The 16,343-nt window shown below is 60.7% G+C and carries 14 protein-coding genes; 8 read left to right on the top strand and 6 right to left on the bottom strand.

The window, feature by feature from the left end:
* Positions 1-36: 36 nt before the first annotated feature.
* From JQ609_RS12360 to JQ609_RS12350, 3 genes are all read right to left on the bottom strand, one after another.
* Complete coding sequence (locus tag JQ609_RS12360) at positions 37-1,467, bottom strand: DUF1254 domain-containing protein (RefSeq protein WP_212273618.1); 1,431 nt, start codon at positions 1,465-1,467, stop codon at positions 37-39.
* A gap of 117 nt (positions 1,468-1,584) precedes the next feature.
* Complete coding sequence (locus JQ609_RS12355) at positions 1,585-2,250, bottom strand: hypothetical protein (RefSeq protein ID WP_409363375.1); 666 nt, start codon at positions 2,248-2,250, stop codon at positions 1,585-1,587.
* 301 nt (positions 2,251-2,551) lie between these two features.
* Positions 2,552-2,887 carry a helix-turn-helix domain-containing protein gene (locus tag JQ609_RS12350; protein ID WP_249119429.1) on the bottom strand — a complete coding sequence of 112 codons (336 nt, stop codon included), beginning with the start codon at positions 2,885-2,887 and terminating at the stop codon, positions 2,552-2,554.
* 163 nt (positions 2,888-3,050) lie between these two features.
* Between JQ609_RS12350 and JQ609_RS12345 the strand changes: the two genes are divergently transcribed.
* The 3 genes from JQ609_RS12345 to JQ609_RS12335 all read left to right on the top strand — a co-directional run bounded on the left by JQ609_RS12345 (position 3,051) and on the right by JQ609_RS12335 (position 5,334).
* Positions 3,051-4,184 (top strand): helix-turn-helix domain-containing protein, encoded by a 1,134-nt coding sequence (locus tag JQ609_RS12345; protein ID WP_312014673.1) that lies wholly within the window; start codon positions 3,051-3,053, stop codon positions 4,182-4,184.
* 203 nt (positions 4,185-4,387) lie between these two features.
* Positions 4,388-4,639, top strand: a complete 252-nt coding sequence (locus tag JQ609_RS35890; protein ID WP_409363370.1) for a DUF2185 domain-containing protein — start codon at positions 4,388-4,390, stop codon at positions 4,637-4,639.
* Between the two features lie 248 nt (positions 4,640-4,887).
* On the top strand, positions 4,888-5,334 hold the full coding sequence (locus tag JQ609_RS12335) for a VOC family protein (RefSeq protein ID WP_212205152.1): 447 nt from the start codon (positions 4,888-4,890) through the stop codon (positions 5,332-5,334).
* Between the two features lie 76 nt (positions 5,335-5,410).
* Here the strand turns inward: JQ609_RS12335 and JQ609_RS12330 are convergent, their stop codons facing one another.
* Both JQ609_RS12330 and JQ609_RS12325 read right to left on the bottom strand, forming a co-directional pair.
* Positions 5,411-5,926 carry a hypothetical protein gene (locus tag JQ609_RS12330; RefSeq protein ID WP_212205154.1) on the bottom strand — a complete coding sequence of 172 codons (516 nt, stop codon included), beginning with the start codon at positions 5,924-5,926 and terminating at the stop codon, positions 5,411-5,413.
* A gap of 185 nt (positions 5,927-6,111) precedes the next feature.
* Positions 6,112-7,857, bottom strand: a complete 1,746-nt coding sequence (locus JQ609_RS12325) for a methyl-accepting chemotaxis protein (RefSeq protein WP_212205155.1) — start codon at positions 7,855-7,857, stop codon at positions 6,112-6,114.
* Positions 7,858-8,380: 523 nt separating this feature from the next.
* Here JQ609_RS12325 and JQ609_RS12320 point away from each other — a divergent pair.
* The 5 genes from JQ609_RS12320 (at position 8,381) to JQ609_RS12300 (ending at position 15,551) form a co-directional block, all read left to right on the top strand.
* Complete coding sequence (locus JQ609_RS12320; RefSeq protein ID WP_212273617.1) at positions 8,381-8,980, top strand: hypothetical protein; 600 nt, start codon at positions 8,381-8,383, stop codon at positions 8,978-8,980.
* Positions 8,981-9,032: 52 nt separating this feature from the next.
* Positions 9,033-10,415: an ethanolamine ammonia-lyase subunit EutB gene (locus JQ609_RS12315; protein ID WP_212273616.1), complete on the top strand. Its 1,383-nt coding sequence runs from the start codon at positions 9,033-9,035 to the stop codon at positions 10,413-10,415.
* Positions 10,416-10,563: 148 nt separating this feature from the next.
* A complete protein-coding gene (locus tag JQ609_RS12310; RefSeq protein WP_212205159.1) occupies positions 10,564-12,153 on the top strand; it encodes a B12-binding domain-containing radical SAM protein in 1,590 nt (529 codons plus the stop codon).
* 7 nt (positions 12,154-12,160) lie between these two features.
* Positions 12,161-12,934, top strand: coding sequence for an ethanolamine ammonia-lyase subunit EutC (eutC, locus tag JQ609_RS12305; RefSeq protein WP_212273615.1), 774 nt, complete (start codon positions 12,161-12,163; stop codon positions 12,932-12,934).
* Positions 12,935-13,169: 235 nt separating this feature from the next.
* Positions 13,170-15,551 (top strand): RND family transporter, encoded by a 2,382-nt coding sequence (locus JQ609_RS12300; RefSeq protein ID WP_212205170.1) that lies wholly within the window; start codon positions 13,170-13,172, stop codon positions 15,549-15,551.
* A gap of 105 nt (positions 15,552-15,656) precedes the next feature.
* Here JQ609_RS12300 and JQ609_RS12295 read toward each other — a convergent pair whose 3' ends face one another.
* On the bottom strand, positions 15,657-16,160 hold the full coding sequence (locus tag JQ609_RS12295; protein WP_192737358.1) for a hypothetical protein: 504 nt from the start codon (positions 16,158-16,160) through the stop codon (positions 15,657-15,659).
* Positions 16,161-16,343 lie beyond the last annotated feature (183 nt).

Here is a 16,343-nt window from a genome sequence, read left to right as displayed (position 1 = left end):
ATGCCGGCGCCGTCGCGCCGGCATGAGACCGTGGTCTCAAGCGCCAACCTTCCTGGCTGCAGGAACCGTCCATGTTCCGTTGATGATCGACGGGTCTGTCTCCTGCGGCCAGTACATGCGTAGCATGAGGATAAAATCTCCCTCTGGCGCAGGCAGCCAGTTGGATTCCTTGTCTTTGCCGGGAGAGTCCTTCTGAATGTACAGGTCGGTTGAGCCGTCCGGATTTTCCTTCAAATCTTCACGAGCACTGACCGAGTACCTGTTGAGCGGGTTCTTTACGAAGAAATAGCCGCTGTCATACATCGTAAGCGACCAAAATCCCTCCGCTGGAGGCAAATGGCCTTTGGGAAACCGCATCACGTACTTGTTCGCGCCATTGTACTTGTGACCATCGGCGTCTTTTTGCGAGGTGGGATACACCGCGTCCTGCGGACGGTTGGCACCAAGTCCGATCGCTGTCACCAGGGCACGCATCAGATAATCGGTGCCATAGATGCCGGTCTTCGTCGTGAAAGCGAAGCCGTTCTCGTCCTTGATGGCCTTGTTGATCTTGAACTGAACCATGATCCGGTCAAACGACACCTCCGGCACGCGCTTCAGGAAGTCCGCCTTCAGCTTGCTCTCGTCAAAATCCTGCCCGGGTACGATGCCGATGCGAGCAAATTTCGCAAGCTGAGGCGCGTCGGCGGCGTATGGTGGATTGGTCTTCATTAGCTCGCAAAGCAGCTTGAAGTACGAAATCGCGTCCATGCGATTGACCTGTTCGCGGACGGCCGTTTTCATGTCGATCGACGGATCGACCTTGCCCACAGGCGGCGTGTACGGCTTGCCGTAAGCGCTGAGCGGCACGAGCTTGCACTCGTCCTGCAGCTTGTGTACGGCCGCGTAATCTTCCGGCGTGCCGGTGCAGTAGATCCGGCCGAGCAGCCACACGATATTGGTCTGCGACTTATACTGCTTCACGCCATCCGGCAGCGTGCCTTTCCAACCGGGCCCGGTAATCGCGTAGGTCTGCGCGCCGGTGCCAGTGGTACGCTTGCCGGGCACCTGGAAAACCGTCGTCCAACCGTCCAGCATCGGCATCAGGAAATAGCGTCCCTTCATGTCGGGGATGCTGAGCACCCATGGTTCTTTCCCGACATCGAAAAACGAGGTCGTGTAGAGCGTGTCCGCGTTCGGCGCCGTGACGTCCCGGAACGAGGCGTCGGGATATTGTCGTAGCTTGATGATATGCCCCATCGGGCCGCGCGTGCCCACGGGCTCGGCGACATTGGTGATGATCCGCCGGGTCATCTCCATCGTCACCAGCGGATAGCCGAAGATGTAGGCGTCGCTGGCCAGCCAAAACTCTTCCAGGCCTTGTCCCACTCCGAGAAAGGAATCCTGCGCAAGAGTCGGTCGTGTTGCGGCGACTCCTGCGAGCAACCCCATTCCGCCAAGTGCGAGGGATCGACGGGTGATGTTCATCGTTATCTCCTTCCTGATACAAACGAATGACGTAGGTTCGTGGCTCACGCCTTTTGCAACGGCGTCGTTTAGACGAGTGTAAAAATTGGCGGCTACGATGCCGCTAATCGGCAACGCTCAATAGCAAGGCGGATAGGGGTAGTATCCGCATCGGGGAGCGTAATAGGGATACGCCGCTGCGCCGGCCACAGCGGCCGCTCCCGCGAAAGCAGCGCCACGGTAGAACGCTCCCCGCCAGGCCGTGCGGCGGGCGACGCCGGCGAAAGACAACGGCGTGAATGGCCGGCCAATGATGTCGATAAAGACTGATGCCGGGCCGTCCGCTCCAGCGAGATCGCCTTCGAGTATGTCGACATCGAAAGTCAGCTTGTCACCCTCAAGCTTGGGCGATTTCAGTACGACGACGGCATCGACCACGGATGATCCGTCCTTCTTGAATCCGGACACGGTGGCGTTTGGGGGATCCTTCGCAAAGTTGTCGCTGCCGTTGCCCCAATCCTCGACAATTCGCGACGTGAGATCATGCCCGGCGGCGCGAACAGGCCGATCGGCAAAGACGATCGCATTCGGTGAAATTCCCGTCAGCACCAGTTTACCTTCCTTCAGACTCGCGCCGCGCGAGTTGAGGACAAAAAGAGACGGGACCACTTCCGGCTTTGCCTGACCGATGGATTTATCAAGCGGAATGTGCGGCTTGTTCTCTGCCGGCGATTGAGCAAGAAGTTGGTGCGGAAGAGCCACTAAACCAGCGGCGCAAGCCGCGATCAGGGCAAGGCGAGCCATCATGATGGTGTTCTCCTTTGCAGGCTGGTTGTTCTTTTTCGATCGGCACTTGAGCAATTCAAAAAGCAGCTTGGAGCAGCGCCGTGCAGACAAGCCGAAAACGCTAGCGACACCTCCCAATTCACCATGGTCGTCATTGATATAGATCAATGGCGGGATAGCTCGCTCGCGCTGGTGACGCTTTCACCGCCGCGGCGACCGTTCTGCATTTCGCGCCAATTCACATCGCGCGTCTTGCCATTTCGCGCCAATCGTCAGAAGTTGTTCAGCGGCTGATCGCATGAGAACGACGGCGAGCAAATCAACCATCATGCTTGCGGCCACGTTGCTGCCGCCGATAAACAACAGGTTGAATTTTCATCAAACGGGCAAAAGATCGGCTGAAGCTGCTCGCGTTGGTATAACCGAGGAATTTAGCGATATCCGACAAGCGCTTACTCGAATCGGCGAGCAAGTGGCACGCGATCTGCAAACGCACCTCGGCGAGCAGTTTGCCGTGGCTTGTACCCATGCGTTCGAGATGACGCTGCAATGTGCGTCCACTGATTTTGAGCGCGTGGGCTGTGCTATCCAGGGTTGCGTCACCGTGCCGCAGTGATGCAACAATGGCGGCGCGGACCGCCTTGGGTGAAGGCAAGCGGACAGCTCTCATCGGTTGGTGCGAGGCGCGAAGCCTATGCTCCCTCAATGGAATTCGGGTGATGAGACTACGGGCCCTTGATGGGACTCATCTGGCCAATAGGCGCCAAAATTTTCGTCAAATGGAATTGTCCGAAACCTGAAACTCTCTCGGAAGGATTGTGCTCGATAAAACGGAAGCAAAAAGCGGTGCGGAACTGATAGTCTGTCGACAAGATTCAGGCAGGCATGCAGTTGGGCTGCCAACTGCGCGTTCTTTAGTACGTTTTAGATTTCGTTTTGAGGTGCAGTCAGTGCCGAAGATTCATTTGACGCGTTGTCAACACCTTAGTCCTTTCGCGGACATTCTGAATAATCTTGGCACGCCAACCGCTTCGCTGCTGGAGAAATTTCGTTTACCAGCGTCGCTGGAGGAAAAATCCGATCACTACGTTCCGATTTTACCTGCGATCGAATTTGCGGAGTTTGCCAGTAGGTCGCAGGGCATAGAGGATTTCGGATTCCACGCTGCCAAGACGCTACATTTCGGCCACCTGAGTGAAAGGACCCGGATTTTAATCGGTCATTCTCCGACGCTGCTTGTCGCGCTACAACAGGCCTGCAAATGGGCATCGCTCGAAGACTCAAACTTGAGCAACTGGCTCGAGCACCACGACGATCATGTGCGCTATTGCAGCAGGCTTGCCGGGACCAAGGGGCTTCAGCATCTCGAGCATTCACAGTGGCTTCAGAACGTTTTTCCGATTTACATCGTCCGGCAATTCGCCGGACCGGATTGGGCTCCGGCAACTATCGCCTTTGAAGCGCGGTACACGCCGGGTCCGGCATGTCAGTCATTTTGGCCGACCTCTCGATTCCTGTCCGGTCAAGAAGCATCGTGGATCGACGTGCCTGTTTCGCTTCTGGCACTCCCTAACAGGTCCAGCGAAAGTTCTCTCGATCTGAAGAGCGACCACGTCCAACATTCAAGTTTTGACTTCATCCAGGCCTTGAAGCTGATGCTTCCCTCCTACCTGGACGAGCGACCTCCAATGCTTGCTGAAATTGCAGAACTGGCAGGGGTCAGTGCGCGTAGCCTTCAACGCAAGCTCTCGCGCGCCGGCTTTACATATTCGGAGCTTGTGGATGCCGTCAGGTTTGAAAATGCCAGGCAGCTCTTACGTAACACCGATTCCAAGATCATCGAAATCGCGTTCGCTTCTGGCTACGCGGATCCTGCCCACTTTACCCGCGCCTTCCGGAGGGTTGCCGGCGTAACGCCGGGGCAGTTTCGCGAACAATGGCGACCTCGATAATATTTGTTTCTACGAAGCTGTTTCGACGGGTTCAATGTCCGTTTTGGATCCAAGCGGAATTGACGTCCACGCCGGAAGTCAGCTTTTGACCTTATCTGAACGTTGCACAAAGCTAGATCATTGTGGCCGCGCTACCCGTTCGGTGAGAGGCCTGATGCAGAAGCGGTTCGCAAAGACTGCCGGAGATTTCAAACCGCTCGCCTGTGGTTACGGAGCATGTTTCGCAACGGACAGGATCAAAGTCGACGGCATGCGCGTCCGCTTCATGTACCGGGAAAAGGCCGGCAACTCGATCGATAGCGGATAGAGGTTCATGGCCGGGCGAAACAGACGACTACATGAATGATGCAGCTAATCATGGGATTTATGACATCAGTACGATAGCGAAATACGATCCCGACATCATGCCTGTCTCGACGCGGCGGAAGGTTGAGCTTTCGGACGAATGCCAATGATCACTTCGTTCAAATCGTTGATTATCGGATTGCGGAGTAAGAGGCTTCTGGCCCATAGCAGACGTTGCCATCCTCGGCGGTGATGCAGCTTGTGCCCCGAAGCAGGCTTCGCCGCGGGGCCGCCTACCGTGCGATGGAGCGAACTGGTAGCCTTGCAACCGGGCGGGAGTGCCAGTTGCCGGCAGCTCATCCGGCGGAGGCAAGCCGGCGCGGCCGAGTGCGCGGCGTTGATGACAGGGAGTGATCAGATGATACTCAATCCGGATCATATCACGATCGCAGTGGCAGACGCCGACCGGGCGATCGGGTTCTTCGCGCTGCTTGGCTTCACAAAGGGGCACGTTGCGACGATCGACGGTGGCCTTCCCGCCCGGTACATGGGCATGCCGGCCATGAAAGCGCAGCACATCACCCTTGTGCTTGAAGGAGCGGACCCTCATTTCGAGATCCAGCTGCTTGAGTTTGACCCGCCCCCGGGGACCGATCCGGGTGCGCACCCGACGAATTTGCGAAAACTGGGCTTCAATCATCTCGCGTTCCGCGTCGATGACATTGAGGCGGCCACCGCGCACCTCGTGGCCAACGGCGTAACCGTGCTGAGTGACGAGATGGACTACATCAGCCGAAAGCTGCGGCTCTTCGAGGGTCCCGAGGGCATCACCGTAGAGTTGGTACAGTGGGACGGCTCAGCCTAGACTTATCTGCGGTAGAAAATGCGTCAAACCAAAAAACTGGAGCTTCGGTTCTGATTCGATCAGAACCGATCATGCTCTAGGCAGCTGAGGACACCTTGTCTGGCTGGCAAGCGCGCTTGTCTGCGAAGGCCGTGTTGATGGCGTCGTGGAAGCGACGCAGCCAGTGCTCGGCCGTATTCGCGCGCGCTTCGGCTTCGGCCAGTCGTTTCGTGAGTTGTTCTACGTTCGCCTCACTTGCAATCAATCTTTCCTGGAGGCTGGCAATCTGTTGTGAAGCCTCAATTCGCTTCGAACGTGAATGCTGCAACAGTTCGAACGCCTTGGCCTGGATTTTGTGCGAGTGGCTTTCCACCATCTGCATGGCCTGGGCGGCGCCACTGATCAGCTCAAGGGCTTGAAGATGGTCTGGAGAATCGGCGTCTTTCGGCAGGGCCGCGGGTGACGGGACTGCCGGGGCTGACAGGGCCTCTTCGAGTTCGAAGCTGAAGTCCGAGTCACCCTGGTCCTCCGTCCGCGGTACGACGAGGCTGTAGATGTGAGGGCGACGGATTGCGTTTGGCTGCCTGATGGTGGCTCTGCTCTCCCGGGCCATGGTGTTCTCCTCCAATGCGCTGGGCCGTGACGGGACAATCGCAAGCGTATGGTTAACAAATGGTTAACGCGCACACGTGAAAAGGATGGTTGACGGGTTGATACCCCTTGGCGTTGCCGGCCTGGCGGATCAGATATCCGCCGATTTGGGGATCCGATATCGCTTCAGGATAACTTCGTCCCGCCTTAGGTGCCGGTGCGCCTGAAATCGTCGACCGGGTCGGCGCGCAGATTGCGGAAGAACGTTTCGACCTCGCGCGAGAGCGTTTCTGCCGTCGCCGTCAGGTCGCTGGAGGCGGTGAGGACGGACGCCGCGGCCGTGCTGGTCTTGCCCATGGCGTCGCTGAGCGAGCCGATATTGACCACCAGCGTGCCGTTGCCTTGCGCGGCCAGTTGCGCGTTCTGCGAGATTTCGCGGGTCGCCAGATCCTGCTGCTCGATGGCGCCGGCAATCGCCGACGTCACATCGTTGATCTCGCGCACCGCGTTGCCTATTTCGCGGACGGCATCGACCGAATTCCTGGTCGAGGTCTGGATCAGGCCGACGTTCTGGCCGATCTCGGCGGTCGCCTTGGCGGTCTGCTCGGCCAGCGCCTTGACCTCATGGGCGACGACGGCGAAGCCGCGGCCGGCGTCACCGGCGCGCGCGGCTTCGATCGTTGCGTTCAGCGCCAGCAGATTGGTCTGCTCGGCGATCGCCTGGATCAGGTTGAGCACGCCGTCGATGCGCTGCGTTGCGGCGGCAAGCCCTTCGATCTCGGTGACGGATTTCTCCGTGCGCAGACCGGCCTGTTCGACCGCGCTGGCAGACTGGCGAACCTGACGGCCGATCTCTTCAACGGAAGCGGACAGTTCTTCGGCGGCGCTGGCGACCGCGGAAACGTTGCTGGAAGCCTGCTCGGTGGCGCCTGACGCCGCAACCGCGCGTCCGCTGGCATCCGACGCTACGCTGGCGATGGTTTCAGCCGTGCCGCGCATCGACGTCGCGTTGTCGGTGACGGCGCGCAATACGCCGCCGATCGCTTCACGGAACGAGTCCACCGAGGCTTCGATCTGCCTGGTGCGTTGTTCGCGGGCCCTGGAATCCTCGACCACCTGCGAATTCAAATTGCGGTTGCGATCCATCGCCTCCTGGAAAATCTTGATGGCGCGCGCCAGCGCGCCGATCTCGTCGAGGCGATTGGCGTGCGGCACCTCGACGCCTTCGGCGCCCTCGGCGACGCGCTTGATGGTGTCGGTGATGACAGACAGCGGACGCGCGACCGAGCGGGAAATGATCAGCACGCCGATCACGACCACGATGATCGCCAGCACGCCGAGACCGGTCAGGACAAAGGCCAGCGTATGGTTGGCGTCGGCCCGCTGCGCCAGCTTCTTGCTGCGCTCGGCGTAGACCCTGGAAAGCGCTTCGAGATCCTTGTTCAGGGCCGAGCGCACCTGGCGGTTGGCGTCATTGTCGCCCCATTCGCGGCCAGCGGCAGCGCCGATTTCCACGCCGCGCCGAACCAGTTCCTTGCGGAAGTCGACGAATTGTTCGATGCGCTTCTTGAAGGTGGCGAACTGCTCGGCATCGTCGGCCTGTACCAGCGCCTGCCAGTTCCGGACGACTTCGAGAATGCTTTCGTTGAACTTGAGCAACCCATCGCCGTACTTCTTCACGACGGCGGGCTCCGTCGACATGTAGACGCCGCGCGATTCCATCACCACCGCATAGACCAGCGAATTGACGCGCTCGACATTCTGCGCGGCGCGGCTCGCCGTTGCCACGGCCTCGGTGAGCGCGGCGTTCTGGCGGGTATTGTAGTCGGACAACGCGGTAATGGCGGCGACGAGGACCGCAAACAACGCAAAGATCGAATACAGCTTGGTCGCGAGCGAAAGGCGGGACGCGATGCTGCGGACAGAGGTGGGGGATTTCACAATTTCAGCCATAACGGCACTCCACAAAGGCCGGTGAGAGCACCGTCGGCCGTCTATAAATTGTGCAGCGTTTTCATGGAGAATGTCTTAACGCGCGAGGTTCGCATGGCTGCAACTTTTGGAATTTATTACATAAGAAGTTCAAATGGTTATCGCGGTGGTCTGTCAGGTGCGGCACTACGACCGGAGCGTGTATTTCTTACCGAGCGTTGCTCACGGACGAGGTGCGATTCGATGTGATCCCGTGTTGCCGCCAGCCCACTCGCGGCTCTCGCTCATCCATAGCGGCAAGCCGCCTGACGGATGTGAGGGCGCGCCAACCTGCCGCAAACGAGCAGAAGTGTTCTCACGCAGGGGGACCCGCAAACACCGGGGGCGCGAATCAAGCTACACAGCGAGCGCAGCGACGAAACGGTCTGGCTCGTCTTGCCCAGGCGGGTGAACGCGCAAACCCAGAAGCCATCGTCTGGAACCATCGTGTGCGCAGGAGGCCTGCTGCACCAAGTGGTTCGATTGCGAGTGAGGACGAGGGCTTATGGCTCAAACTGCTGCCCTGACGGGCAATGTCGATCTCTATCTCCACGTTCGCGTGCTGCTCGCCATCATTCTCGGGCTCAGCGTCACCCGCTTGATCAGTGGCCTCGCGACCTTGATCCAGCATCCCGGCCGCTCCCCGATCTGGTCTGTTCATCTGGGCTGGGTGGCCTGGGCACTCCTGAACGTGGTCACGTTCTGGTGGTGGGAGTTTCGGCTGAGCCTCGTGCAGCAATGGACGTTTGGCCTCTATGCCTTCGTTTGCGTGTACGCGTCGATGTACTATTTCCTCAGCGCGCTGCTTTTTCCTCAGGATCTCGATGATTATCAGGGCTATCAGGACTATTTTCTCGACCGCCGCCGCTGGTTCTTTGGCTTAATTGCCCTGACGGAAGCGCTCGATGTGGTCGATACCTTGATAAAGGGCGAGCAACATCTACGTTTCCTGGGACCTGAATATCTCCCGCGGATCGGCGCATTCGTGGCGCTGTGCGCGGTGGCCGCGATCACGCGCAATCCGAGATTCCACAAGCTGTTCGTGTTCGCCGCGATCGCTTATGAGATTAGCTTTTTCGGCCGCTATTACGGTACACTGAACTAGCACCGGGCGGCGGCCACGACCGTGGAGCGAGAGCAGGGGCCAGGAAATCAGCATGGTCTATCGCCAAGCCATCGATGCCACCTCTTACGTCTTTGACGATTTGCGCGATCTGCTTGCCAAGGCGACGCCGTCGCGTTCCGGCGATCGCCTGGCCGGCGTCGCGGCTGGTAGCGCCCAGCAGATGATTGCGGCGCGGATGGCGCTCGCGAATGTCCCGCTCAAGCAGTTCCTGAGCGAGACGGTGGTGCCTTACGAGGACGACGAGGTCACCCGGCTGATCGTCGATAGCCATGACGCGGCGGGCTTTGCCGCCATCTCGTCGCTGACGGTGGGCGGGTTTCGCGACTGGCTGCTCTCGGACGCTGCGACCTCCGCGGTGCTGCAGCAGATATCGCGCGGGATCACGCCGGAAATGGCCGCCGCCGTGTCCAAATTGATGCGCAACCAGGATCTCATCCTGGTAGCAAAAAAATGCGCCGTCACGACGGCGTTTCGCAACACCATCGGCCTGAAGGGCCGGATGAGCGTCCGCCTGCAGCCCAACCATCCCTTTGACGACGCCAGGGGCATTACCGCCTCGATCCTCGACGGCATCCTGCTCGGATCGGGCGATGCCTGTATCGGCATCAACCCGGCGAGCGACGATCCGGCCGTGATCGGCGAGCTCGTGCGCCTGCTCGACGGCGTGATCGCGCGGCTGCAGATCCCGACCCAGGGCTGCGTGCTTACCCATGTCACCACCACGCTCGGGCTGATCGGGCAGGGCGCGCCCGTCGATCTCGTATTCCAGTCGATTGCAGGGACCGAGGCCGCCAACCGCAGCTTTGGCGTCGATCTGGCGCTGTTGCGGGAAGCGCAGCAGGCCGGGTTATCGCTACGCCGCGGCACCGTCGGCGACAATGTGATGTATTTCGAGACCGGGCAGGGCTCGGCGCTGTCGGCGGGCGCCCATCACAATGTCGATCAGCAGACCCTGGAAGCGCGGGCCTATGCTGTGGCACGCGCCTTCGATCCCTTGCTGGTCAACAGCGTGGTCGGCTTTATCGGCCCGGAATACCTGTATGACGGCAAGGAGATCATCCGCGCCGGGCTGGAGGACCATTTCTGCGGCAAGCTGCTCGGCCTGCCGCTCGGCGTCGACGTTTGCTACACCAACCACGCCGAGGCCGATCAGGACGACATGGACAATCTCTTGACGCTGCTGGCGGCCGCCGGCGTTACCTTCATCATGGGGGTGCCGGGCGCGGATGACGTGATGCTGAACTATCAGTCCACCTCATTCCACGACGCGCTCTATGTCCGGGACCTGTTCGGACTGAAGCGGGCGCCCGAATTCGACGACTGGCTGCTGCGCAGCGGGCTTGCCGGCCCCGATTTCCGCCTTGCGGGCGACGCGGGCCTGCTACCCGAATTTGCGTCACGGCTGATCGCTTGAACCGTCCGGGCGCGCCCGGTGACTAGCTGCCACGCAACCTTCGGGCCGCCAGCGCGTTATAAGGGGCCGCCACAATCTTGAAGAATTTCTGGCCCACCCTTCAATGACGTGCTTAAATTTGCGATAGGGCTTTGGCTGAGGAAGTTTGATGAGAGCTGAAGGCATTGAGACGGCACGGCGCATCCTGTGTGTCTTCCCCCGATACACGTCATCTTTTGGCACGTTCGAATACGCCTATCCTCTGACCGACGGCGTGCAGGCTTTCATGCCACCGCAGGGGTTGCTGCTGATCGCGGCCTATTTGCCGGCCAACTGGCCGGTCCGTTTCGTCGACGAAAACCTCCGCCCCGCCACCCAAGAAGATTTCGAGTGGGCGGAAGCAGTGTTCGTCAGCGGCATGCACATCCAGCGCCAGCAGATGAACGACATCTGCCGCCGTGCCCATGCCTTCGACCTCGCGGTCGCGATCGGCGGGCCGTCGGTGAGCGCCTGCCCGGATTACTATCCCTCGTTCGATTACCTCCATGTCGGCGAACTCGGCGACGCGACCAATGATTTGATCGCGCGGCTGGCGCGCGACCCGTCACGGCCTGAGCAGCAGGTGGTGCTGAAGACTGCCGACCGCCTCGCGATGACGGAGTTTCCGATTCCGGCGTATGAACTCGCCGAGATCAGAAAATATCTCCTCGGCAGTATCCAGTATTCGAGCGGCTGTCCCTATCAGTGCGAGTTCTGCGACATCCCCGGCCTCTATGGGCGCAATCCACGCATCAAGACGCCGCAGCAGATCGTCGCCGAACTCGACAGGCTGCGCGAATGTGGAATGACCGACACGGTGTATTTCGTCGATGACAATTTCATCGGCAACCGCAAGGCGGCGCTCGACCTGCTGCCGCATCTTGTCGAATGGCAGAAGCGAACCGGCTACATCACGCGGCTCGCGTGCGAGGCGACGCTGAACATCGCCAAGCGGCCCGAGATCCTCAAGCTGATGCACGAGGCCTTCTTCGTCACCGTGTTCTGCGGCATCGAGACTCCCGATCCCGACGCGCTGAAGGCGATGCACAAGGACCACAACATGATGGTCCCGATCCTGGAAGGCATCCACACCATCAATTCCTATGGCATGGAGGTCGTCTCCGGCATCATCATGGGTCTCGATACCGACAAGCCCGAGACCGCCGACGCGTTGCTGGCCTTTGTCGATGAATCCCGGATTCCGCTGCTGACGATCAATCTGCTGCAGGCGCTGCCGAAGACACCGCTGTGGGATCGCCTGCAAAAGGAAGGCCGGCTGCTCGAGGAAGACGACAGCCGCGACTCCAATGTCGATTTCCTGCTGCCCTACGATCAGGTGGTCAGTTCATGGCGCAAATGCATGGAATTCGCCTATGAACCCGCGCGGCTGTTCGCGCGCTATCAGTATCAATGCGAATACACCTACGCCAACCGGCTCAAAAGGCCTGTCAGCCCGGAGATGAAGAGCTGGGCCAATATCCGGCGCGGCCTGATCATGCTGCGCAACATCTTCTGGAAAGTCGGGGTGCTCGGCGACTACCGGAAGGCGTTCTGGAAATTCGCGCTGCGGCGGCTGCGGCAGGGCGACATCGAGGGCCTGATCGGTTCGGCGATGATCGCGCATCATCTGATCCTGTTCGCGCGTGCAGCCTCCGGCGGTCAGCAGAGCGCATCGAACTATTCGATCCGGCTGCGCGAGGCCTCGGTTCCTGCCGAGTAACACCGATATGAAAACGCCGGTGCTAGCGTCCCGTTCGTTGAGCGATCTGCGAGAGCTCACGCCGGCGCGCGTCGGGCTCGGCCGGGCCGGCGCCAGCATGCCGACCGATGCGCTGCTTGCCTTCACCCTCGACCACGCACGGGCCCGCGATGCGGTTCATGGCGCCTTCGATACCTCGCGTCTCGTCGAGGAATTGGCCAGTCTTGGGCTGGCGCCGGTGCTCCTTTCAAGTCAGGCGCGCAACCGGCGCGATTATCTGCGCCGCCCCGATCTCGGACGCATGCTCGATCCGGTCTCGCAACGCGCGCTGGCCGATCGAAGCGATGGCCCGTGCCAGCTGGCCATCGTGGTCGGCGACGGGCTCTCGCCCGCGGCGGTCAATGTCCATGCGGTCGAACTGGTTCGCCATCTGGTTCCACGATTGCAGGAAGCCGGGATCCAGCCCGGCGGTACCGCGGTCGCCTCCGGCGCGCGCGTGGCGCTGGGGGACGAGATCGGCGCCATGTTCGGCGCACGGATGGTCCTGATGCTGATCGGCGAGCGGCCGGGCCTGTCGGCGCCGGACAGCCTCGGCGCCTATCTGACCTTTGCGCCGCGCATCGGCCTCACCGACGCTGATCGCAACTGCGTCTCCAACATCCACGGCGCGGGGCTGGGCTACGATGAAGCCGCTTTCAAGATCGCCTGGCTGGTGCGCGAGGGGCTGGCCCGGCAAGTCACGGGCGTCGCACTAAAAGATGAAAGCGGTGGCGCGGCACCGGCGCGGATCGGCGCTGGTTAGTTCGAGTGTGACAAATCAGAGACTTAGCGGTGGTTTTCGTGATCTGCACGGCGATTTGACCCCCGCCGCGCGCTTGCCGTATGCGGTCCGGGCCTGTAAAACGGCGACGGTTAATTTACCGCGTGATTTCAAGGGCTAGCGCCAATCAGCGCCAATCAGATATGGGGCTGACTGAGCCGCATCCGCGCCCGCAACCCAAACTACAATTCAAGCCGACGTGAGAACTGGACAGGGTATGCTCGAAAAGAACACCGAAAGTCGGGTCCATGTCGAGGAGATCGAGGAGCCGCCGCCGCCCGGGCAGAGCATCGCCTTCGGTCTCGAGCGCATGGGGCTGATCGCGGTCAAGGCGCCCATCCTGTCCTGCCTCATCCTGGCCGCCCTGATGATCGCGGCGATCTTCGGCATCCAGCGCATCAAGATCGACGATTCGCTGAGCCAGCTGTTCCGCTCCGATTCCAAGGACTACAAGCAGTACGAAGCCGTCACCAAGCGCTTCCCGGCGACCGAGTTCGACGTGCTGGTGGTGGTCGAAGGCAAAGCGCTGATGGCGCGGCCCAATCTCGAGAAGATCCGTGACATGGTCACCGACCTGCAACTGGTCGATGGCGTGCGCGGCCTGGTCTCGCTGTTTTCGGCGCGTCAGGCGCCGGAGCGCGGCAAGCTGCCGGCGGCGCTGTTCCCCTCCGAGCTGCCGGAAGGCGCGGCCTACGACAAATTCGTCGAGACCGTGAAGACCAACGAGATCATTCGCGGCAAGCTGCTGTCCGAGGACGGCACGCTGGCGCTGATGGTGCTGTCGCTCGAACCATCGATCGTCGCCAGCAAAGACCTCTCCAGGGTGATCGCCGATATCCGCAAGATCATGGCCGACGATCTCGCCGGCAGCGGGCTCAACGCGCAGCTGTCCGGCGTTCCGGTCATGCAGCTCGAGATCCGCAACGCGGTCAAGCGCGACGGGCTGACCTACAACATCCTCGGCATCCTGGCCGGCTGCATCATCGCGATCATCTTCTTCCGCAAGATATCGTTCATGATCATCGCGGCGTTCCCGCCGATCATCGCGATCCTGCTCGCGCTCGGCGGTCTTGGCTGGGCCGGATTCAATCTCAACATGTTCCTCAACGTGATGACGCCGCTCATCATGGTGATCAGCTTCTCCGATTCGATGCAGCTGACCTTCGCCGCGCGCGACCGGCTGATCGCGGGACAGGACAAATACACCGCCTTCAAGAACGCCGTGCTGGTGGTGGGGCCGGCCTGCGTGCTCACCCATGGCACCGCGGGCATCTCGTTCATCGCCCTGCAATTCTCCGACTCCGAGCTGATCCGCAAGTTCGGCGAGGCCGGGCTCGCCGCCACCATCATCGCGCTGATCGCGGTGCTGTCGCTGGTGCCCGCGTTCGGCGTGCTTCTGGTGCGCAACGAAAAGATCATGGCGGTGAAATTCCAGGGTGCCGACGCCGGCGTTCAGGCGCTGCGCAATTTCTGCTACTGGATCGCCGTGCGCATGGTCGGCCGCCCCGGGCTGTTCAGCCTGCTCGCGGTGATCCTGGTCGCCGGCCTCGGCTACATCTACGCCACGCTGGAGCCGCGTTATCGTCTTGCCGACCAGGTGCCTGACAAACGCCAGGCGGTAGCGGCGTCGAGCCGTCTCGATGCCAAGCTCACCGGCGCGAACCCGATCGACGTGCTGATCGAATTCCCCAAAGGCGCCTCGCTCTATTCGGCGGACACCCTGAAGACGATCGCCGATGTCCATTCCATGGTGGAAACGGCGGCCGGCGTCGGCAACGTCTGGTCGCTGGAAACGCTGCGCCGCTGGCTGGCCGAAAAGGCCGGCAGTAGCGATGTCGCGACGCTGAAGGAATATGTCAGCGTGATTCCCGAACATCTGGTGCGGCGCTTCATCTCGGCCGATCAGGACGCCGTAGTGGTGTCGGGCCGCGTTCCCGATCTCGATTCCAGCGAGATTCTTCCCGTGGTCGACAAGCTCGACGCGGCGCTCAACAAGGTGCGCGCCGAGCATCCGGGCTATGAGATCGCGGTGACCGGTCTGTCGGCCATCGCCGCGCGCAACAGCGCCAACATGATCCAGAAGCTCAACCACGGCCTCACCATCGAATTCCTGCTGGTCGCGATCTTCATTGGCCTCGCGTTCCGCTCGGTGGTGGTGATGTTCTCCTGCATCCTGCCGGGGATTTTCCCGGTGGTGGCATCGGGCACCGTGCTGTGGCTGCTCGGGGAGGGACTGCAATTCGCCAGCGTGGTCGCGCTGACGGTGTCGTTCGGCCTCGGTCTCAGTGCGACGATCCACTTCCTGAACCGGCTGCGGCTGGAGTCGAAGCCCGGCATCAGTCCGGAACTGGCGGTGGAACGCGCCACCGTGCTGGTCGGCCCGGCGCTGATCCTGACCACGGTGGTGCTGGCCTGCGGCCTCGTCGTGACGGTGTTTTCCGACCTGCCGTCGCTGCGCCTGTTCGGCTGGCTCAGCGCGTTCTCGATGGTCGCAGCACTGGTCGCGGATCTCTTCATCCTGCGGCCGACGTCGATGTTCCTGATCAACCTGTCGGACAGGATCCGTGGCACCGGCGCTCACGCCAAGCCGGCAAAATAGCCGCAAAATAACCGATGGGCAGCTTTTTGCAGAAAGCCGTCTGCACGAAAAAGAGCCAGGTTCTGATCAATAGAACCTGGCTCTGAACCTAGAGACACCGCTCGATCAGGTCTTCGTCAGCGTGATGTTGACGCCGCGGATTTCGCCCTTGGAACTGATCTGGACGATCTGCTTGGTGCCGTTGGTCCGCAGGTTCAAATTGGCCGCAAATCCGGACGCCTCGACGAACACGTCGATCTGTCCGCCGCCCGCGGTGCCCTGCAGATTGCCGAAGATGTTGCGGCTCTTCTCACTCCAGTTGCCGGAGATGCGGTCACCCTGGCTGGTGACGTCGCTGGAGAGAACGAATTTGTAGCTGTCGCTGGCGCAGTTCAGGTTCTGCTTCAGGCCGAGCCCGTTGGCGTTGACCTTGTAGTCGGCCTTGCAACGGATGTTTTCGGTGGTGCCGTTGGACAGCGCGACCGTGCCTGCGCCGGCCCAATTTCCGTCAAAACCGGCAAACGGGCCTCCCGCCTGCGTGTAGCCTGCGGAGACTGACAACATCAGCGCGGCGCCAACGCCAACGGCCGTGAGAGCCTGACCAAACAGACTGGAACCAAACATTTTCATTGTGATTTTCCCATCAAAATAGACGCTCTTTCAAAGACACGTCTCGCCCACATCGAAGATTTAGTGTTCCCGCGATATGTTAGGTTCAAATGACAAAATGCCACTTGCGGCGATAGCGCCCCGAAAGGCGGCATTTTCACGCACGGAATCAAAAAATATCCGTTGAGCTTCGTTGGCAGCATC

The sequence above is a fragment of the Bradyrhizobium sp. AUGA SZCCT0169 genome (assembly GCF_018130085.1).
GTDB lineage: Bacteria > Pseudomonadota > Alphaproteobacteria > Rhizobiales > Xanthobacteraceae > Bradyrhizobium.
Note: the sequence above shows the minus strand (reverse complement) of the source record. Positions and strands in the feature narration are given on the sequence as shown.